Annotated in this window: 15 protein-coding genes; 8 read left to right on the top strand and 7 right to left on the bottom strand. The window is 62.5% G+C overall.

Features of this window, described 5'->3' with window-relative positions; genetic code table 11:
* Window positions 1–58 precede the first annotated feature (58 nt).
* The gene (gene parC / locus AC6CIG_RS11010) at window positions 59–2335 is read right to left on the bottom strand and encodes a DNA topoisomerase IV subunit A (protein WP_498322701.1); all 2277 of its coding nucleotides are present in this window, start codon (window positions 2333–2335) and stop codon (window positions 59–61) included.
* Window positions 2336–2518: 183 nt separating this feature from the next.
* Between parC and AC6CIG_RS11005 the strand changes: the two genes are divergently transcribed.
* From AC6CIG_RS11005 to groL, 3 genes are all read left to right on the top strand, one after another.
* Window positions 2519–3709 (top strand): aq_1923 C-terminal domain, encoded by a 1191-nt coding sequence (locus AC6CIG_RS11005; protein ID WP_018094714.1) that lies wholly within the window; start codon window positions 2519–2521, stop codon window positions 3707–3709.
* A 173-nt stretch (window positions 3710–3882) separates the two neighbouring features.
* Complete coding sequence (locus AC6CIG_RS11000) at window positions 3883–4101, top strand: hypothetical protein (protein WP_100672147.1); 219 nt, start codon at window positions 3883–3885, stop codon at window positions 4099–4101.
* A gap of 127 nt (window positions 4102–4228) precedes the next feature.
* A complete protein-coding gene (groL, locus tag AC6CIG_RS10995) occupies window positions 4229–5857 on the top strand; it encodes a chaperonin GroEL (protein WP_018094712.1) in 1629 nt (542 codons plus the stop codon).
* A gap of 124 nt (window positions 5858–5981) precedes the next feature.
* Here the strand turns inward: groL and AC6CIG_RS10990 are convergent, their stop codons facing one another.
* The gene (locus tag AC6CIG_RS10990) at window positions 5982–6362 is read right to left on the bottom strand and encodes a rhodanese-like domain-containing protein (RefSeq protein WP_018094711.1); all 381 of its coding nucleotides are present in this window, start codon (window positions 6360–6362) and stop codon (window positions 5982–5984) included.
* Window positions 6363–6537: 175 nt separating this feature from the next.
* On the bottom strand, window positions 6538–8325 hold the full coding sequence (gene aspS, locus AC6CIG_RS10985; protein ID WP_018094709.1) for an aspartate--tRNA ligase: 1788 nt from the start codon (window positions 8323–8325) through the stop codon (window positions 6538–6540).
* 302 nt (window positions 8326–8627) lie between these two features.
* On the opposite strand from aspS, the gene AC6CIG_RS10980 reads away from it, so the two are divergent.
* From AC6CIG_RS10980 to AC6CIG_RS10960, 5 genes are all read left to right on the top strand, one after another.
* Window positions 8628–9863, top strand: coding sequence for an MFS transporter (locus tag AC6CIG_RS10980; protein WP_437408866.1), 1236 nt, complete (start codon window positions 8628–8630; stop codon window positions 9861–9863).
* A gap of 133 nt (window positions 9864–9996) precedes the next feature.
* A complete protein-coding gene (locus tag AC6CIG_RS10975) occupies window positions 9997–11475 on the top strand; it encodes a multicopper oxidase family protein (protein WP_437408865.1) in 1479 nt (492 codons plus the stop codon).
* An 81-nt stretch (window positions 11476–11556) separates the two neighbouring features.
* Window positions 11557–12708, top strand: a complete 1152-nt coding sequence (gene rnd, locus AC6CIG_RS10970; RefSeq protein WP_498322698.1) for a ribonuclease D — start codon at window positions 11557–11559, stop codon at window positions 12706–12708.
* Between the two features lie 245 nt (window positions 12709–12953).
* Window positions 12954–14045 carry an adenylate cyclase Cya2 gene (cya2, locus tag AC6CIG_RS10965; RefSeq protein ID WP_018094705.1) on the top strand — a complete coding sequence of 364 codons (1092 nt, stop codon included), beginning with the start codon at window positions 12954–12956 and terminating at the stop codon, window positions 14043–14045.
* A gap of 70 nt (window positions 14046–14115) precedes the next feature.
* Window positions 14116–15474 carry an esterase-like activity of phytase family protein gene (locus AC6CIG_RS10960; RefSeq protein WP_437408863.1) on the top strand — a complete coding sequence of 453 codons (1359 nt, stop codon included), beginning with the start codon at window positions 14116–14118 and terminating at the stop codon, window positions 15472–15474.
* Window positions 15475–15541: 67 nt separating this feature from the next.
* On the opposite strand, the gene ppx is transcribed toward AC6CIG_RS10960, so the two are convergent.
* The 4 genes from ppx to AC6CIG_RS10940 all read right to left on the bottom strand — a co-directional run bounded on the left by ppx (window position 15542) and on the right by AC6CIG_RS10940 (window position 21229).
* The gene (gene ppx, locus AC6CIG_RS10955; RefSeq protein ID WP_018094703.1) at window positions 15542–17065 is read right to left on the bottom strand and encodes an exopolyphosphatase; all 1524 of its coding nucleotides are present in this window, start codon (window positions 17063–17065) and stop codon (window positions 15542–15544) included.
* 11 nt (window positions 17066–17076) lie between these two features.
* A complete protein-coding gene (locus tag AC6CIG_RS10950) occupies window positions 17077–19287 on the bottom strand; it encodes an RNA degradosome polyphosphate kinase (protein WP_018094702.1) in 2211 nt (736 codons plus the stop codon).
* A 63-nt stretch (window positions 19288–19350) separates the two neighbouring features.
* Complete coding sequence (hdaA, locus tag AC6CIG_RS10945) at window positions 19351–20040, bottom strand: DnaA regulatory inactivator HdaA (RefSeq protein WP_018094701.1); 690 nt, start codon at window positions 20038–20040, stop codon at window positions 19351–19353.
* A 73-nt stretch (window positions 20041–20113) separates the two neighbouring features.
* Window positions 20114–21229, bottom strand: coding sequence for an AI-2E family transporter (locus tag AC6CIG_RS10940; protein ID WP_437408862.1), 1116 nt, complete (start codon window positions 21227–21229; stop codon window positions 20114–20116).
* Between the last annotated feature and the right edge of the window lie 23 nt (window positions 21230–21252).

Below are 21252 nucleotides of genomic sequence, written 5' to 3'. Positions count from 1 at the left end.
GCTATCCACCAACATTGATCCACGAACGCTCCGCCCTTGCAAGCCCGGTGTTACCGATCTAGCCGCTGAACTTGCCGCTCCGTGGGAAGCCCTTCGGGACGACCCTGCCGGCGCCGGCGCGATCACCCATCCACTCGATCAATTCGTCCTTGGTCTTGGTGAAGACACGGCCGGCGCTGTCTTCCCAGCTAAGCCCTTCGGCGATTGCGAAAGAACGGATATCGGAAACACCGCCATCCTTGTAGCCCTGGAGACGCACGCCCTTGCCGCGCGCCATTTCGGGAACCTGGACCAGCGGGAAGACGAGCATCTTGCGGTTCTCGCCGACGACGGCGAGATGATCGCCCTTGACCGGAACGACGAGCTTGGCCTCGTCGGGCATGGTGACGTTCATCACCTGCTTGCCCTTGCGCGTATTGGCCACGATATCGCTCTCGGTAACGACGAAGCCATTGCCGGCCGTGGAAGAGACGATGAGCTTGCGTGCCGGATCGTGCACGAAGGCCGTCAGCACGTCCTGGTCGTTCTCCATATCGACCATGATGCGCAAGGGTTCTCCGTGGCCCCGCCCGCCGGGCAGCTTGTCGCCGCCAAGCGTGTAGGCCTTGCCGCCCGTCGTGAAGATGAGGATCTTGTCCGTCGTCTGCGCGGGAAACGAAACCTTCAGGCCATCGCCATCCTTGAACTGGAGCGAAGACGTATCGGCGATGTGCCCCTTCAAGGCCCGGATCCAGCCTTTCTCCGAGATGACGACGGTGATCGGCTCTTTTTCGATCATCGCCTGCTGAATGGCTTCGACATCCGCGTCGGGCGCGTCGGCGAAGGTGCTGCGGCGCTTACCGAGTTCGGTCGCCTTGGCGAATTTCTTCTTGACCTCGCCGATCTCCCAGGCGACCGCCTGCCACTGCTTGTCACCAGAGGCGAGCAACGCCTCGATTTCCGCCTTCTCTTTCGACAGCGCGTCGAATTCGGTGCGGATCTCGAATTCTTCGAGCTTGCGCAACGATCGCAGCCGCATGTTGAGGATCGCTTCGGCCTGGACATCGGTGAGCCCGAAGCGCTCGATCATCACGGCCTTCGGCTCATCCTCCTCGCGGATGATGCGGATGACCTCGTCGATGTTGAGATAAGCGATAAGATAGCCGCCGAGGATCTCGAGCCGCCGATCGATTGCGGCGAGCCGGTGGCGCGAGCGCCGCTGCAGGACCTCCCGGCGGTGCGCCAGCCATTCGCTGAGCACCTCGTTGAGCGCCATGACGCGCGGTACGCGGCCCATCGACAGCACATTCATGTTCAGCGGAATGCGGCTCTCGAGTTCGGTAAGCTTGAAGAGCGATTCCATCAGGATATTGGCATCGACCGAGCGGCTCTTCGGCACCAGCACGACGCGGACGTCCTCGGCCGATTCGTCCCGGATGTCCTCGAGAAGCGGCAGTTTGCGCGCTATGAGCAGTTCGGCGATCTTTTCGATCAGGCGGGACTTCTGGACCTGATAGGGAATTTCGGTGACGACGATCTGGTAGCCGCCGCGCCCAAGATCCTCTACCGCCCAGCGTGCCCGGACCCGAAAACCGCCGCGGCCGGTCCGGTAGGACTCGGCCATGCTGGCGCGGCTCTCGACGATCACGCCCCCGGTCGGGAAATCCGGCCCTTCGATGCCGCCGCGCTGCGGATTGGCCGGATCGAACAGCAGATCCTCCACCGTCGCACCCGGATGCTTGATGAGATGGAGCGCCGCGTCGCAGAGTTCATGCGCATTGTGCGGCGGGATGGAGGTCGCCATGCCGACGGCGATACCGGACGCGCCGTTGGCGAGCAGATTCGGGAAGGCACCGGGAAGCACGGTCGGCTCCTGGTCCTCCTCGTTGTAGGTCGGGCGGAAATCGACCGCGTCCTGGTCGATCCCCTCCAGGAGGAGGGCTGCGACCTCGGTCATTTTCGCTTCGGTGTAACGGTAGGCGGCAGCGTTATCGCCGTCGATATTGCCGAAGTTGCCCTGGCCGTCGACGACCGGATAGCGCTGGGAGAAGTCCTGCGCCAGGCGCACCAGCGCATCATAGACCGACTGGTCGCCATGCGGGTGGAACTTACCGATGACGTCGCCGACGATGCGGGCGCATTTCTTGAACGAGGAATTGGGCCGCAGGCCCATCTCGCTCATGGCATGAATGATCCGGCGATGGACCGGCTTCAGGCCGTCGCGAACGTCCGGCAGCGCGCGGTGCATGATGGTCGACAGCGCATAGGCGAGATAACGCTCTTCCAGCGCCGCCTTCAGGTCAACCGGCTGAATGTTGTCGTCCCCGCCAGACGGCGGCAAAAGGCTTTGTCCCATATGTCCTTGCTACCTCAACAGGCGCGGGACGGCAAGAATTCCGGGCTATGCCACTGTGGAGAACGTCACCGGCGGGTGATCCCTGCCCCGCCCCCGCACGAGTTTGCACTTGGCGGCAGAACGGCGCTTGCGTATCGTCCCGGCATGATCGACGCAATCAGAACAATCTCACAAGGAACTCCGATGATGCATACGCGCAAAGTCCGCCTGATGCTGGCCAGCGCCGCCCTCCTTACCCTCGCCGGACCGGCCATGGCCCTGGACGGCGCGGACATGATGCAAAAGCTCAATGCGGCGACGTCGCCCAACGGCACTTCGGTGACATACGACAAGGCGGAGGCCGACGGCGACGTGGTGACGGTCACCGGCATGAAGCTGCAGGTGGTGGCAAAGCCCGGCACGTCCATCGACATAGGCGAAGTGACGTTCGAAGGCGTCGAGGAAAAGGACGGCGGCTACTATGCCGAAACCGTCTCCTTCCCGGATATCGCTGTCAGTGACAAGGATTCAAGCTTCTCGGTCAAGGACATCTCTATCGGCGGCCTGTCCATTCCGGGCAACGCGGCCGGTACCACGATCGATGACATCCTGCTTTACGAAACAGCCGGCACCGGCCCTATGACCGTAAACGTCAAAGGCAAGAACGTCTTCACCGCCGAAAGCACGGAAACCAATCTGACGCGGCAGGAAAACGACGCGGGCTTCGACTTCGACGCGACGCTTGCCGGAATCAAGGCGGATCTGTCGCAAATCGAGGATGCCAAGACCAAGGAGGCGGTCGAGAAGCTTGGGCTGACGACGCTCGATGGCGGAGTCACGATGAAGGGCAGTTGGGAATTGGAAACCGGCAACCTTGCCCTCGACGAATACGCGCTGGACTTCAAGAATGTCGGCCGGCTGAATATCGCCATGGACTTGTCCGGCTATACGCTGCAATTCATGAAGTCGTTGCAGGAGGCAGCCCAAGCGGCTGAGGCCAACCCGAACAAGAAGGAAGCCGATCAGGCGATGGCACTGGCGATGCTCGGCCTGATGCAGCAGCTTACCTTCAATAGCGCCTCGATCCGCTTCGACGATGCATCGATCACGAAAAAGGCGCTCGACTACGCCGGCAGCCAGCAGGGCGTCACCGGCGAACAGTTGGCGCAATCGCTGAAGGGGCTCGTGCCGATCATGATGGCGCAGCTCAATATCCCGGAGCTGCAGAACCAGGTCTCCAGCGCCGTCAGCGCCTTTCTCGACAATCCGAAGAGCCTGACGATCAGCGCTGAGCCGGAAAAGCCCGTGCCGTTCCCGATGATCATGGGTGCTGCAATGGGGGCTCCAAACACCGTCCCGTCCGTGCTCGGGGTCAAGGTGACGGCGAACGACTGATCGCGCTTATGGCGCGGCCACATGCTGACCCCGGCGGCCTTGTCGCCGGGGTTTTTTTCATCCGCTCGATCGATGATATGATGCATGCTTGATGCTCGCACGCGATCGCCTATCTATTTTTTGCGTGCCGACAGTTTGCGCATTCCCGACCGACCAAGCGGAAGGAGGACGCCATGGGACTGAAGCATTCGGATATCACCGCCATCCTCGGCCCTGTCGACGAAACGCTGATGGCTGAACTTCTCGCGACGGGCGCGACCGCGAGTGAACTTGCCGAAGCAATAGCATGGGTCAACAACGACGAGGCGCTGATCGGCGAAGGCCGCCACCTTCCGGCCGGCCGCGTTGCGGCGCTGATCGATATCCTGACGCCCGCCGACGACGAGGAGTGAATGCAATCGGCGGGGAGCACGGCATGCCCTGCTCCCCGCCGACACGCGGCGCTCCAGGAGGAGCGTGCCGGCGGAACGCGAAAGAGGCACGAAGACATTCGGGAATTCCGTGTGGAGGGAGGCATAAATGGCTGCCAAGGAAGTCAAATTCACCAGCGATGCCCGCGATCGGATGCTGCGCGGGGTCGACATCATGGCCAACGCGGTGCGCGTGACTCTGGGACCGAAGGGACGGAACGTCGTCATCGACAGGTCCTTCGGTGCACCGCGGATCACCAAGGACGGGGTTTCGGTCGCCAAGGAAATCGAGCTCGAGGACAAGTTCGAGAACATGGGCGCGCAGATGCTGCGCGAAGTGGCGTCGCGCACCAGCGACATCGCCGGTGACGGCACCACCACGGCCACCGTACTCGCGCAGGCTATCGTCAGGGAGGGCGCCAAGGCCGTCGCATCGGGAATGAACCCGATGGATCTGAAGCGCGGCATCGATCTTGCCGTCGAGGCTATCGTCAAGGAACTCAGGAACAATGCCCGCAAGGTATCCAAAAATGCCGAAATCGCCCAGGTGGCGACGATTTCGGCCAATGGCGATGCCGAGATCGGCCGCTACCTGGCCGAAGCAATGGAAAAGGTCGGCAATGAGGGCGTGATCACCGTCGAGGAGGCCAAGACCGCCGAGATCGAACTCGAAGTCGTCGAGGGAATGGAATTCGATCGGGGATATCTGTCCCCCTATTTCATCACCAATCAGGAAAAGATGAGGGTGGAGCTGGAAGACGCCTATATCCTGCTTCACGAGAAGAAGCTCTCCAACCTGCAGGCGATGATCCCGATACTCGAATCCGTCGTCCAATCCGGCAAGCCGCTCCTGATCATTGCCGAAGATGTCGAGGGAGAGGCGCTCGCCACCCTGGTCGTCAACAAGCTTCGCGGCGGCCTGAAGATCGCTGCGGTAAAGGCCCCGGGCTTCGGCGACCGTCGCAAGTCCATGCTGGAAGATATCGCGATCCTGACCGGCGGCACCGTGATTTCCGAGGAACTCGGGATCAAGCTCGAAAACGCCACGATGGACACCCTCGGCCGTGCGAAACGCATCATGGTGGAAAAGGAGACGACGACGATCGTCGACGGCGCCGGATCGAAGGAGGACATCGGCGGCCGCGTCGCACAGATCAAGGCGCAGATCGAGGACACGACCTCGGACTATGATCGGGAGAAGCTGCAGGAGCGGCTTGCCAAGCTCGCGGGCGGCGTCGCCGTCATCCGCGTCGGCGGCTCGACCGAAGTCGAGGTCAAGGAGAAGAAGGACCGGGTCGACGATGCGCTGCATGCAACGCGCGCGGCGGTCGAGGAAGGCATTCTGCCCGGCGGCGGAGTAGCGCTGCTGCGTGTCGTGAGTGCGCTCAACGGTCTTGCGACCGCCAATGACGACCAGCGCGTGGGCATCGAGATCGTCCGGCGCGCGATCGAGGCACCCGCGCGTCAGATCGCCGAAAACGCCGGCGCCGAGGGATCGATTATCGTCGGGAAGCTCCGCGAGAAACAGGATTTCGCCTTTGGCTGGAACGCACAGACCGGGGAATTCGGCGATCTCTTCCAAATGGGCGTGATCGATCCCGCGAAGGTCGTGCGCGCCGCGCTTCAGGACGCTGCCTCCATCGCCGGTCTCCTCGTGACGACGGAAGCGATGATCGCCGAGAAACCGCAGAAGGACGCTCAGCCGCAGATGCCGCCTGGCGGCGGAATGGACTTCTGAGAAGCGTCCACGGCGACGCAGGCGGCGAGCGCCAGCAACGGATGCCGAAGGCGGAGCGCCCCGCGAGGCGCCTTCGCCTACTTGCGAGGCCTACGAGGGGCGAAGTTCGGCTCGATGTGCGCGCTCACGCCGGTTCTGTATCGATGCCCGCCTCGGCCAAATCCTTGAAGCCGCCGATGTTGTAGACGTCCGAATATCCCATGTCCTGCAGGGTCTTGCCCGCAAGAGCGGAACGGCCGCCGGAGGCACAATGCAGAAGGATGGTCTTGTCCTTCTGAAAGACCGGATTGTGGTACTGGCTTTCCGGGTCTGCCCGAAACTCCAGCATGCCCCGCGAGACGTTTACCGCCCCCTTGATCCTGCCGGTTTGCTGGACTTCTGTCGGATCACGGACGTCCACGATCAACACATCACCGGCTCGCATCTTCTCGGCCGCCTCGGCGGGAGACAATTTCGGGACTGCACCGTTTGCTTCCGCGAGCAGATCCTTGACGGTCTTGATCATTGTTCCCCTCCAACCGATGGTTTGCACGGAAAGGAAACGCCTCGAAACATCCGCTGTCAAGGCGAGCGTCACGGGTCGCGTTCGGGGACACTCTCCTCCCGCGCTTCGAAACAAGGAACCGGACCAAAGAAAAACCCGGCGAGATCATCGCCGGGTCGTTCGGTCTCGAAGAAGATCAATCCTTCTTCTGAGGGATCGGTCGGATCGAGAGTTCCCTGAGTTGTGCAGGCGTCGCCTGAGAAGGCGCGCCCATCAGCAGATCCTGGGCCTGCTGGTTCATGGGGAACAGCGAAATCTCGCGCAGGTTCTTGGCGCCGACGAGCAGCATGACGATGCGGTCGATGCCGAAGGCCATGCCGCCATGCGGCGGGGCACCGTACTGGAACGCACGGTAGAGACCGCCGAACCGCTCTTCGACGTCGGCCTGGCTCAGGCCCACATTCTCGAAAGCCTTGACCATCAGTTCCGGCGACTGGTTACGGATCGAGCCCGAGGCGATCTCGAAGCCGTTGCAGACCATGTCGTACTGGAACGCCTTGATCGACAGGAGATCGTCGCTCGAAAGCGCGGTCAGACCGCCCTGCGGCATCGAGAAGGGGTTGTGGGCGAAGTCGACACGCTTTTCCTCCTCGTTCCATTCATAGAACGGGAAGTCCACGATCCAGCACAGCTCGTAGCGATCTCGGTCGACGAGGTTCAGTTCCTCGCCGGCCCTGGTGCGAGCCTCGCCGGCGAATTTGTAGAACTTCGCGGGCTCGCCGGCCACGAAGAAGCAGGCGTCGCCATCTTCGAGGCCGAGCTGCGTGCGGATCGCGTCGGTTCGTTCCTCGCCGATATTCTTGGCCAGCGGACCGGCGCCTTCGAGCTTCTCGCCCTCCTTGCGCCAGAAGATGTAGCCGAGACCCGGCTGACCCTGGCTCTGGGCCCAGGCGTTCATACGATCGCAGAATGCGCGGGAGCCGCCGGTCTTGGCGGGAATGGCCCAGATCTCCACCTTCGGATTGGAGGCGATCATGTTGGCGAAGACCTTGAAGCCGGATCCGGCGAAATGCTGCGTGACTTCCTGCATCTCGATGGGGTTGCGCAGATCCGGCTTGTCGGAACCGTATTTGCGGATCGCCGTGTCGTAGGGAATGCGCGGGAACTTGTCGGTCACCGGCTTGCCGCCGGCGAAGTCCGAGAAGATCGCCCGGATCATCGGCTCCATGGCGTCCCAGACGTCTTCCTGCTCGACGAAGCTCATTTCGAGGTCGAGCTGGTAGAACTCGCCGGGCAGCCGGTCGGCGCGCGGATCCTCGTCGCGGAAACAGGGCGCGATCTGAAAGTAACGGTCGAAGCCGGCGACCATCAGAAGCTGCTTGTACTGCTGCGGCGCCTGCGGCAGCGCATAGAAGTTGCCAGGGTGGATGCGGCTCGGCACCAGGAAGTCACGCGCACCTTCCGGCGAAGAGGCCGTCAGGATCGGCGTCGTATATTCGGTGAAGCCGATGTCGCCCATCCGCCGGCGCATGGCGGCGATGATCTCGGTGCGCCTGACGATGTTCTTGTGCAGCGTCTCGCGGCGGAGATCCAGGAAGCGGTATTTCAGGCGCACGTCTTCCGGATAGTCCGGCTCGCCGAACACCGGCAGCGGCAGTTCCTTGGCGGCCGAGAGGACCTCGATCTCGCGGGCATAGAGTTCGACCTCGCCGGTGGGCATGTTCTTGTTGACCGTATCGTCGGTGCGCGCCTTGACGGCACCGTCGACGCGAATGACCCATTCGCCGCGCACGGTCTCGGCGGTCTTGAAGGCCGGCGAATCCGGATCGGCGACGACTTGGGTCATGCCATAATGGTCGCGCAGGTCGATGAAGAGCACACCGCCGTGATCGCGGACGCGGTGAACCCAGCCGGAAAGGCGAACGGTGGAGCCGACATCCGACTTGCGGAGGGCGGCACAGGTGTGGCTGCGGTAACGGTGCATCGTATAGTCCCGGAATTGCTTAAAGGCCGCGCAGCTCGCAGAACGGCGCAGGGCGGCAGGTCAAAGTCGGGCGGAAAAGCGCATGATGCGCCGGTTTTGTCAAGGCCGCGGCGCGCCGGCGGCAGGAGCGCCGGCCCGGCCTTGCAAGTTGCCCGCGTCGACCACGGCCGCGAGGGGTACCGCGCAAATTTGGACACGAGTGGTCACAAATTGCTACTGTTCCCGCGCGTCAACCACGGTTAAACAGGGGCAAGGGTCGCGTATCGCGCGAGTCGCGGCCGCAATCGGATGCCTTCTGTTCCATGTCCCAGATTCGCCCGCTCATCCCGCTGCTCGTCACCGCAGGCATTCTGATCGGCGGCAACGGGTTGCAGGGCACGTTCATTTCCTTAAGAGCGCTCGAAGAAGGCTTCTCGACCTCGCTGATCGGCGTGATCGGCGCCGGCTACAATGTCGGCTTTGCAATCGGCTGCGTCTACGTCACCCGCATCCTGAGGGCGATCGGTCATATCCGCACCTTTTCGGCGATGGCAGCCATCGCTTCCGCCGCTGCGATCGCCATGGTGCTGGTCATCGATCCGTGGTTCTGGTTCCTGATGCGGCTCGTCGCCGGCATCTGCTTCGCGAGCCTCTTCGCTACGGTCGAGAGCTGGTTGAATGCCAGCGTCACCAACGGCAACCGCGCGCGCACCCTTTCGATCTATCGCCTCGTCGATCTCGGCTCGGTGACGGCTGCACAATATGCAATTCCCGGCATCGGAATCGGCGGCTTCGAGCTTTTCGCCATCATCTCTATGGCGCTGACGCTTTCGCTCGTGCCGATCTCCTTTGCCGACCGGTCGAGCCCGGTTGCACCGGAAGCGATACGCTTCGACGTGAAGGCGCTCTGGAACATCTCGCCGCTGGCCACCATCGGCTGCATCGTCGTCGGCCTCACCAACGCCGCGTTCCGCTCGCTCGGCCCTATCTATGCGCAGGAGATCGGCCTTTCGGTGACGGCGATCGCCACCTTCATGAGTGCCGGCATCATCGGCGGCGTCGTGCTTCAATATCCGCTGGGGTATTACTCCGACCGGATCGACCGCAGGCTGATCATCCTGATCGCCACCTTCGGCTCCCTTCTCGCGGGGCTCTTCCTCGCCTTCATCGCCGGGAGCGACGAGTGGTTGAACTTCGCCGGCATCTTCGCCTTCGGCGCGTTCGCGATGCCGCTCTTCTCGCTCTGCTCCGCGCATGCCAACGACCATGCGGCCGAAGGCCAGCATGCTCTGGTTTCCGCCGGGATGCTCTTCTTCTGGTCGCTCGGAGCCATCATCGGGCCGCTCCTCGCATCCTTCCTGCTCGAGATCTTCGAACCGCCGGTGCTTTTCATGTATACGGCAGCAATCCTGGCGCTCTTCATGGCCTATACGATCCGGCGCATGACTGCGCGCAAACCCGTTCCAACCGAGGAAAGGTCGATGCGGTTTCGCAGCCTTCTGCGCACATCGTCCTTCTTCAACAAGCTTGCGGGCGGCCAGACGCGGAAAGAGCCTTGACCCAACTGGGCCGCAACGAGGCGCGGGCTGCCGAATTGCTGAAACTGAAAATCAGGTTTAATAACGGGCCGGATCATTTTTCGGGGGCCGATCGGCTTTGCCCCTTCTTCCGGAACAGACAAGCAAGATACAGATGCTCGATCGCCGAATGTTTCTCCAGGGTTCAGCCGCACTTGGCGGCGCCTTCGCGCTCGGCGCCGGTCTTGCCGCGCGAGCGGGCGCAGCGCCCGATCCGCAGATCCTGACGGCGCGTTTCACCGAGGCACAGATAGCGGCCGGCGGCATCACCCCCCGGGTCATGACCTATGATCCCCGGGTCACGGCGCATGATCCCCGGGGTATCGCGCATGATCCCCGGGTCATCCTGCATGATCCCCGGGTCATCCTGCATGATCCCGGCAACCCGGCAAGCGCCGCCATGCCGCCCGTCTTGAGGATGCGCAAGGGCGAACCCTTCGCGGCGAGACTGGTCAACCGTCTCGACGAACCGACGACCGTTCATTGGCATGGCCTGAGGATCGCCAATGCCATGGATGGCGTGCCGGAAATGACGCAGCCCTATGTCTATCCCGGCGACGGGTTCGACTATCTCTTCACACCGCCGGACGCCGGCACCTTCTGGTACCACCCGCACTGCAACACGCTGATGCAGATGGGGAGCGGCCTGACCGGCGTGATCGTCGTCGAGAACCCGGAGGATCCGACCTTCGATTCCGAGATCGTTCTCAACCTCAGGGACTGGCGGCTCGGCGCCGGCGGCGCGTTCATCGCCCCTTTCAAACCGCGGGATGCGGCGCGCGGCGGGACCTATGGAACGGTGAGAACCGCAAACTGGCAGCGCGAGCCGGTCTACGACGCTCCCGCCGGCGGGCTCGTCCGCGTGAGGATCGCCGCAACCGACGTCACGCGCATCTACACGATCGGGCTCGAAGGCGCTGAGGCCCGGGTGATCGCGCTCGACGGCAACCCGGTCGAAATCCCCTTCGCGCTCGACCGGCTCGACCTCGGCCCCGGCCAGCGCATCGACCTTGCGCTTCGCATGCCGCAAAGCGAGGGCCAGCAGGCAAGGCTTGGCAATTTTCGCGGCTCCAACCCCTGGACGATCGCAGCCTTCCGGGCAGTCGGCACTTCGCTGAAGCGGGACCTCCGGGATATCGCACCCCTGCCCGCAAACCCCATTGCCGAAGCCGACATTTCCACCGCCAGGCGTATTCCGATCGAACTGACTGCAACGGCCGAGCACGAGCCGGCCGCCTCGATCTGCGGCTCGCTCGGCTATACTTTCTGGGCGATCAACAAGGTACCTTGGCCCGGTGACACGCCCGATCCGGTCGCCCCGATCGATGAACTCAAATTCGGGAAAAGCTATGTGCTGGAGATCGCCAACCGCACGCCGCATGCCCATCCGATCCATCTGCATGGGCTGAGCTTCCGCGTTCTCGCCTCGAACAAGCGGAGCCTGTTGCCGCCGCCGACCGACACGATCCTGCTCTTGCCGGACGAGCAGGCGCAGCTCGCACTGGTCGCGGACAATCCCGGCGACTGGGTGTTCCATTGCCATATCATCGAACATCAAAAGACCGGGATGTCGGCTTATTTCCGGGTCGCCTGACAATTTCCATTGTGACAGGTGCCGTGAAACGGTACACGGGGAAACTCAAAGCCGCATTTTTGCCACAGTGATTAAAGCCCGATGATTCAAACGACAGCAGATCTTGAGGCCGCCTGCCAAGAGCTGGCCCGTTCAAGCTATATTACGATCGATACGGAGTTCCTGCGCGAAACCACGTTCTGGCCGGTGCTGTGCCTCATCCAGATGGCAAGCCCGGATATGGCAGTGATCGTCGATCCGATGGCACCCGGCATCGACCTCGCCCCGTTCTTCGCGCTCATGAGCAACCCGGATGTCGTGAAGGTGTTCCACGCCGCCAGGCAGGACATCGAGATCATCCATCATCTCGGAAACCTCATTCCTCATCCGATCTTCGATACGCAGGTGGCCGCGATGGTTTGCGGCTTCGGTGACAGCGTTTCCTATGATCAACTCGTCAACCGCATCAAGAACGAGCAGATCGACAAGTCGTCTCGCTTCACCGATTGGAGCCGCAGACCGCTCACCGACAAGCAGCTCGACTATGCGCTGGCGGACGTGACGTATCTGAGGGATATCTACCAGTACCTCACCAAGGAACTGGATCGCGAGGGACGCTCCTCCTGGCTTGCGGAGGAAATGGCGATCCTCGAAAGCCGGGAAACCTACGACCTCCACCCGGACAATGCCTGGCAGCGGCTGAAGATGCGGGTGAAGAAGCCCATCGAGCTCGCCGTCCTGCAGAAGGTGGCGGCGTGGCGCGAACGCGAGGCGCGGGCCCGCAACGTGCCGCGCGGGCGGATTATCAAGGATGATGCTATCTATGAAATCGCGCAGCAGCAGCCGAAGGATGCCGAGGCGCTCGGACGCCTCAGGACCATTCCCAAGGGCTGGGAACGCTCGAGCGCGGGGACGGCCCTCATCGAGGCCGTCGGCGAAGCCTTGGCGATCCCGAGGGGCGAGCTGCCGCGCCTGCCGCGTCAGAACCACGCACCCGAGGGCGCTGCGGCAGCGAGCGAGCTGCTCAAGGTGCTGCTGAAACTCATCTCCGAAAAGGAGGGAGTCGCGGCGAAGATCATCGCCAACAGCGACGATCTCGACCGGATCGCGGCAGAGGGCGAAGGCGCCGACGTCGCCGCCCTCAAAGGCTGGCGGCGTGAGCTCTTCGGCATGACGGCGCTGAAACTCATTAATGGCGAGGTGGCATTGCGCTTTGTCGACAAAAAGGTCGAGGCCATGGAAATCGGCGGTTGAAAACCGCCGCTCGACGACAATTTTCCGCCCGAATCTGAGCTTAGCCGAGACGTTGCGACGGCTGATCGCGGCAAAACGCGCCGATCAGCCGTTTCTACATGCCGAGCGGGACCGCCCGGCCCCGCATGCTTCAACTGCATGTGTCCTTTGAGGACAAAACATGTAGCAATTCCACTTGCTCCAGCGACCTTTGCGTGCCTGATAACACGTGCGGCGCTGTCTATTCTCGTTTTCGAGGCTGTCACATGCGCTGGAGATTTTCCACGCTCGAGATCATCCTGTTGCTGCTCGTCGTCGCCGGCAGCGGCATGGCCTATGCGTGGGTCGTCTACGGCGGCGGCGGTCTGATCGGCGCAACCTATGCGCTCTTCATGTGCATGCCGATTCTCGCCTTTGAACGGCACATCATCTTCCGGCGCCTTTACCGGAGGATCCACGGATCGCCGACGCCGGCGTTTCTTCTCTCGTCCCTCGCCGTCTACTTCATATTCGTCAACGTCGGATATGCAGCCGCGGGGCTGCTTTTGCACGTCGCCGGCGTCATGCGTGAAAGCAGGACGGACGCGATGCTGCCATCGCTCAATGTGCTGGTGTACGCACTCGCGACCTCCGGTCCGATCATCTTCGTGCTCAGGGTACGCGAATTGCTCGGCCGCGATATTTTCCTGAGCCTCCTGACTGGACGATACCGCAAGCCGGTGCAGGAGGAACGCGTGTTCCTTTTCATCGATCTCGCCGGATCGACATCGCTTGCCGAGCGCTTCGGTGACCTGCGCATGCAGGAATATTTGGGAAAGCTGTTTGCAGCCATGGCTGATCCCGTGCTGCGCTATGGCGGATCCATCGACGACTATGTCGGCGACGCTGCCGTGATCACCTGGCCTTACGATCGCGCCGTCGCGGATGCAGCCTGCATTCGCTGCGTGTTCGACATTCTGGAACAGATCGAAGCGGACGCCCGTCGCTGGCGAAAAGACTACGGCGAGGTGCCGCGCCTGCGTGCCGCTCTGCATGGCGGCACGATCGTTGCCGCGGAGATCGGCGTCGACAAACACAAGATCACCTATTTCGGCGACACCGTGAACACGACGGCACGCCTGGAGGGCCTGTGCCGAACGCTCGACCGTCAGGTCTTGATCTCAGCCGATCTGCTGCGGCGCTTGCGCCCCCCGGTCTTCGTGCGCGCCGAGGATCTCGGCGAGCATGAGGTCAAAGGTCGGGGCCAGAAGCTCGCGGTTCTGTCGCTCACGGCCGGTTCGCTCAGCGGCGAGGGCGCCATGGACCCAGACGGGAAGCCCGTTAGCAGTCCGGCCGCCGGGGCATTCACCTCGCTGTAAGACAAACTTCAAACAGCTGTCATCGAAGCCGCCTATCGGGTTCACCTGCACTCCAACCCGAGGTGAACTTATGACGAAACCCATCCTTGCCGCCATGGCGTTAACCCTTCTGGCGTCGAGCGCCGCGCTTGCCGAGGAAAAGGCCTTTCCCGCAACGCTCGAGGCGCATGCGATCCTTCCCGCAAACACCATTATCGCTGCGCCGGCGGATGCCGCGGAGTACCTCAAGACCTCGGGCAAGTTCTCGACCGCCGACCGCAAGCGCGCCGCCGAACTCGGCAGCGTCGCGGGCAAGGATGGCGTTCGCCCGACCGGTCTGTCGCTTCCCTTCAACGGCCAGCCGATGCAGGGCTTCTCCGGCATCAAGGCGATGGAGGACGGCACTTTCTGGAGCCTTTCGGACAACGGCTTCGGCAACAAGCTCAACTCGACCGACGCAATGCTGATGCTCCACCACCTCAAGATCGACTGGGACGCCGGCAAGGTCGAGGCGTTGAAGACCCTGTTCCTGTCCGACCCCGAGCGCAAGGCGCCCTTCCCCATCGTCATGGAAGGCTCGGCCACCCGCTATCTCACGGGCGGCGATTTCGACGTCGAATCGATCCAGCCGGTGGCCGACGGCTTCTGGGTCGGTGAGGAATTCGGACCCTACATCCTGAAGTTCGACCTTGACGGCAAGCTCACCGATGTCATTGCGACCGTCGTCGACGGCAAGCCCGTACTCTCGCCGGACAACCCGGAACTGACGCTGCAGGGAGACCCCTCCAAAAAGGCACCGGACTTCAACCTGAAGCGCTCCGGCGGTTACGAAGGACTGGCACTTTCGAAGGACGGCGCGAAGCTCTACGGACTGCTCGAAGGCCCGCTCTGGGCGGACAGCGAATCGGTGGAAGAGGCGGAGGGCCGGCCGGCGCTGCGGATCGTCGAGCTTGACGCCGGCAGCAGGGCCTGGACCGGGCGCAGCTGGCTGTATCCACTCGCCGAAGGCGGCGAAGCGATCGGCGATTTCAACATGCTCGACGAGAAGACCGCGCTGGTGATCGAGCGCGACAACGGCGCCGGCACCGTCGACAAGGCCTGCGCGGATCCCAAGAACCCGCAGCCGGATTGCTTCGCCGTCGGATCGAAGCTGAAGCGTGTCTACAAGATCGCCATGAGCGACGAAAACGTCGGCAAGGCCGTGCGCAAGATCGGCTATGTCGACCTGCTGAAAATCGCCGATCCGGACAACCGCAAGCGCCAGGGCGGCGGCGAGGGCTATTACGACATGCCCTTCGTCACCATCGAGAATGTCGATCGCGTGGACGAAACGCATATCATCGTCGGCAACGACAACAACCTGCCATTCTCCGCCGGGCGTTCGCTCGACAGGGCGGACGACAATGAATTCGTGCTGCTCGAAGTCGGCGAATTCCTGAAGGCCGAATAAGTGGCGCAGGGCCGCGCATCGTCAGATGCGCGGCACCCTGCTGTGGCAGGAACGAGCCGGAAAGGGTTCAGCGTTCGAAGGAGAAGACGAGCTTCTTGCCGGTAAGCTTGCCGAGTTGCTGGAGCCGGCCGTCGAGGCGTTCGCCCTCGAAGTCGGCATAGGCTGCCGGGACGACGAATTCGAGATCGATGTCGGGCTTCGAAGATCGCCGGAGCGTGAGGTGGCGCGCCACACCCGGCATGGAGGCCGAAAAGAGATAGGCGACGCGCAACAATCCGCCCAGGAGCTTCGCCAGCTCGAGCAGGCGCGGCGTCGTGATGCCTGCGAGCGGGCTCGTGGCGCCGTCGTCGTTAAGCCCCTCGAAGCGGTAGTAGTTCGCGAGCGCGATATAGGCCCGTCCCGCATGCGTGATGCCGGTGAAGGCCGAGTGCGCAATGATGTTCAGCGCCTGCAGACCGCGATAGTCCGGATGCGCCCGCCAGCTGATGTCCGCCAGCAGACAGGCGGCCTGACGGTAGCGCCTCTCCTCTTCCGTTTCTTCGATGCCGAAGAACGGCACGAGGCGGCCGGTCCATTCGGCGAGCTCTCGCGCATGCTCGGGCGAACGGGCCCGAAGGATGGCGAGTTCGTTGGCAGCCGTCAGCAGCGGGTCCTGCTGGCGTTCCTCACTGGAAAGCAGCGAAAAGAGATACCCTTCGCGCACGCCGAGCGCGGAAAACGAGATGCGCTCGGGCTTCATGATGGAGATTGCCTCTTGCATCGTCACCGCACCGAAGGGCAACAGGCTCCGGCGGCTCTTGGAAATCGTCGCATAGGCGGAGGGCTTGATATTCTTCGGCTCCATCACTTCGGCAAGGATCGCCAGCGCCTCGTCATAGGAGATCTCGTAACCCTGCATCATGTGCAGCGGGTAATTGTGCATCTCCATGTGCAGCTTGGCAATGGCTCGCCAGGTTCCGCCCACGGCGTAGAACGTGCGTCCGGTCCCCTTCTTCAGGACCTCGGCGTCTTTCATGACTTTGCGCACCCAGGTCCGCGCCTTGCTGAGCGAGCCGCTCGAATGCTCGAAGAGGCGGATGCCGCCCAGAGGCAGCGTTATGCCCTTGCCGATCCGCTTGCCGTCTACATCGACAAGCTCAAGCGAGCCGCCGCCGAGATCGCCGACGACGCCATCCGGCTCATAGTAGCTGCTGACGATGCCCATCGCCGAGTAATGGGCCTCCTCCTCCCCACTCAGGATCTTCACCCTTTGCCCGAGGATGGCTTCCGCCCTTTCGATGAAGGCCGCTCCGTTGGTGGCCTCCCGCGCCGCAGCGGTCGCGATCACATACATCTCGGTCGCGCGCGCCTGGTCGGAGAGCGCACGAAAGCGGTGCAGCGCCCTCAGCGCCCTGGCCACGCTTTCCTCCTCCATGCGGCCGGTGGCATCGATGCCCTTGCCGAGGCCGCACATCACCTTCTCGTTGAAAAGCATTGCCGGCGAACGGCTCAGCCCTTCATAGACGACGAGACGAATGGAGTTGGAGCCGATATCCACAACGGAGACCGGGCGGATACCGGGCAGACGTCCCTGCGCTTCAGATTCGACCATGCAATTCCAGTTTACTTGTGCCAGCCGCTCTTCCAGCCGGCGATCAGCTTCGGTGCACTGGATTTCAGAGCCTCACCCCGGCCCGAAAGGCTCGGATTGGTCATGAAATAATGCTGAGCGTTGAACGGCTCGGCGTCCTTGCCGACTTCCATGCGGCGCGAGGTGCCGTCCGGAAGAATCTCGTAGCTCTGCTGGTTGTCGATGAGATTGCCCAGCATGATCTGCGAAAGAACCTGTTCGTGCACAGTGCGGTTGATGAGAGGAACGAGCGTCTCCACCCGCCTATCCAGATTGCGCGGCATCATATCCGCCGAGCCGATATAGACAAGCGCATTCTCCGATGGAAGTCCATGTCCGTTGCCGAAGCAGAAAATTCTTGAATGCTCCAGGAAGCGACCGACGATGGACTTGACGCGGATATTGTCGGAGAGCCCGGGCACCTGCGGCCGCAGACAGCAGATGCCGCGCACGACGAGATCGATCTCGACGCCTGCGCAGCTTGCCTTGTAGAGCGCATCGATGATTTCCGGGTCCACCAGGGAGTTCATCTTCATCCAGATCGACGCCGGCCGCCCGGCTTGCGCGTGGACGATCTCCTCCTCGATGTGCTTGAGGATGCGCGGACGCAGCGTATGCGGTGACACTGCGAGTTTCATGCCCCCTTCCGGCTCGCCGTAGCCGGTGATGAAGTTGAAGATGTTCGCCATGTCGTGGGCGATCACCGGGTTGCAGGTGAAGAACGACAGGTCGGTGTAGATTTTCGCCGTGACCGGGTGGTAGTTTCCGGTGCCGAGATGGCAATAGGTCCTGAGCTTGCCCTCCTCACGGCGCACGACCATCGACATCTTGGCGTGGGTCTTCAACTCGATGAAGCCGAAAACCACCTGGACGCCGGCGCGCTCGAGGTCGCGCGCCCAGCGGATGTTCGCCTCCTCGTCGAACCGCGCCTTGAGCTCGACAAGCGCCGTCACCGACTTGCCGGCCTCGGCGGCATCGATCAGCGCGCGCACGATCGGGCTGTCGTTCGAGGTTCGGTAAAGCGTCTGCTTGATCGCGAGCACGTCCGGATCGCGCGCAGCCTGCAGCAGGAACTGCACGACGACATCGAAGGATTCGTAGGGGTGGTGGACCACCATGTCCTTTTCACGGATGGCGGCAAGACAGTCGCCCGCATGTTCGCGCACACGCTCCGGGAAGCGCGGATTGTAGGGCTCGAAGCGCAGATCCTCGCGCGGCGCCTTGGTGATCTCCGAAAGCGTGTTCAGCGCCAACAGGCCCGGCAGGACCGCGACGCGATTTTCCGGGACACCGAGCTCCTGCACGACGAACTGGCGCAGCGAAGCCGGCATCTCCGAATCGGTCTCGATCCGGATCACCGATCCGCGACGGCGGCGCTTGAGGGCCGTCTCGAAAAGACGCACGAGGTCTTCGGCTTCCTCCTCGACTTCGATATCGCTGTCTCGAATGATGCGGAACGTGCCGGACCCCTTCACCTCGTAGCCCGGGAAAAGCCGGTCGATGAACTGGCTGACGACATCTTCGAGGGTGATGTAGCGGATGACGTTCTTGACATCCGGCAGGCGAATGAAGCGATCGAGCGCCACCGGCAGGCGCAGCAGTGCCGTCATCGGATCGCGCCCGGTCTTGCTGACGAGCTGCAGGCCGATGGAGAAGCCGAGATTCGGAATGAATGGGAACGGGTGCGCCGGATCGATCGAGAGCGGCGTCAACACGGGGAAGATCGCCTGGTCGAATTCGTTCGCGAGCCAGCTGCGATCCTGCGCGGAAAGCGAAGCCGGACGGACGATGAGGATATCTTCCTTGGCGAGATATTGCTGCAGGACGGCAAGCGATGCCTGCTGCTCCATCTGCAGATTGTCGACTTCCGTCAGAATGCTCTCGAGCGTTTCCGCCGGCGTCAGGCCGTCCGGGCTACGCAGCGAAAGCCCGGAACGGACCTGGCCCTCCAGACCCGCGACGCGAACCATGAAGAATTCATCGAGATTGGCGGCGGAGATCGACAGAAAACGGACGCGCTCCAGAAGGGGGTGCGCCGTGTTCAGCGTCTCCTCGAGGACCCGGCGGTTGAACTGAAGCCAGGAGAACTCGCGGTTGACGAAGCGCTCGGGGCTCTTGAGAAGGTCCAGCGCTTCGGCCGGCGCCTCACGCTTCTGCTCAGCAGATGCCTCGTGTTCCGTGATTGCAGACGTTGCGCTGTCCATGCCTGTAAAGCCCCATTACTCCGAACGACGAGCTACCCCAGTTTGACGACGGAACTGTGACAGTCAATCGGAGAGGCTTGTATTTGCAAGCTCTTCCAGAACTTCCGCGGCGAGCGCACGGGTCGGCCGGGTTCCACGCGCAAGCGCCAGATGGTCTATCCGCTCGACGATGGTCTGCGCCGCCTCGAGCGAGCGTTCCATGCGCGCGACGACGTAGCCGACCAGGCGCTCGTCCACGAGGAGCTGGCGGTCGGCAAAAAGCTTGGTGAGCACCTGCGCGAGCAATTCGTCGTCGGGCTCGCCGATTTCGACCACGGTGGCAGCCTTGAGGCGCGACTTGAGGTCAGGAAGCCGCACCGGCCATGACATCGGCCATAGCCGAGACGTCATCAAAAGCGCCGTACCGTTCTGTCGCACGCTGTTGATGACATGGAAGAGAGCCGTATCGTCGAAGCCCTGGCGGTCGGCATCCTCGAAGAGGACCGGCTTTTCCGCGGCGATATCGGCGGCGTTCGAGCCGGCAAAGGGATGTATCGGCTCCGCCCTCGCCTTTTCGCGCCAGATGCCCGCAAGATGCGATTTGCCGGAACCGACCGGCCCGCAAATGATGACCACCGGCGACGGCCAGACGGGCCAGTGATCGACGATGGAAATGGCCGCGCTCAACCGGTCCGAGACGAGCAGGTCGTCGCGACCGGTTGCGGGCGCATGGCCGAAGACCAAAGGCAATTGTTCGGACAGATGTCTCTTCATGCATTACCCGTGAGCATTCACCTTTTGCAGCTACGCACGTCCGCACGGAAAACCGCTATGCACTGGAAGTGCTCTAGCCGTTGCTCTCCGGCTCCTTGTGAACGGCTGTTCTATGCCCGTGATAGAGATCGCTATCAAGGTACCGCTGGATGCCGAAGCGGACAAGCACACCGATCGCGGCCGCCGCGGGCACCGCCACGAGCAGGCCGACGAAGCCGAAGAGCGCGCCGAACGCAAGCAGGGCGAACATCAGCCAGACCGGGTGCAGCCCGACGGTTTTGCCGACCAGTTTCGGCTGCAGAATATTGCCTTCGAGAAACTGGCCGCTGAAGAAAACGGCGAGAACCACAAGGATCCAGACATAGTCCGGCCAGAACTGAACGAGCGCGACGCCGAGCGCAAGCACGAGACCGACCAGCGATCCCACATAGGGGATGAAACTGATCATGCCGGCGAAGAGGCCGATCAGGAGGCCGAAATTGAGCCCGACCATGCTCAGCCCGATCCCGTAATAAAGGCCGAGGATCACGCAGAGAGAGCCCTGGCCGCGTACAAACCCGGCAATGGTCGTATTCATGTCGCGAGCGATTTGCCGCACGACCTCGACGTAATCGCGCGGTATCCAGCTGTCGACCCTGTCGACCATACGGTCCCAGTCGAGCAGCAGATAGAAGGCGACGACAGGGGTGATGACGAATAGGGACAGGATATTGAGAAGTGCCAGGCCGGAGTTCCAGATCTGCTGGAACAGCGTGCCGAGGAAGCTTGCGCCTTGCTCCAAGAGCTTGGCCGAGTTCTGCTTGATGGTCGTCATCTGGCCGGCGAGCCAGTCCGGCAACAGCGTCGACTGGCTGTCGGTCAGGAACTCCTGAAGCCTGGTGATGTAACCCGGCATTTTCTGAATGAATTCGGCAGCCTGCGTGACGACCAGCGGAACGATGATCATCAGCGACAGCGCCAGCACGACGACGAAGGCGACCAGGATGGCGATCGTCGCCATCAGCCGGCTCAGACCGAGCCGCTCCAGGCGATCGGCGACAGGATCGAGAAAATAGGCGAGCGCCATGCCGGCGAGAAAGGGCAGAAGGATGGAGCTGAACACCAGCAGGAAGGCAATGAAGCCGACAAGCACCAGCAGCCAGAAAAAGATCTGGCGCTGAAGTCCCATACTGCTGACCCGATCGCCCATGACGGCCCCCGTTGCGCGCGGCA

The organism is Sinorhizobium sp. GQ132 (genome assembly GCF_059758575.1).
This window is presented reverse-complemented; position numbering and strand designations above follow the sequence as displayed.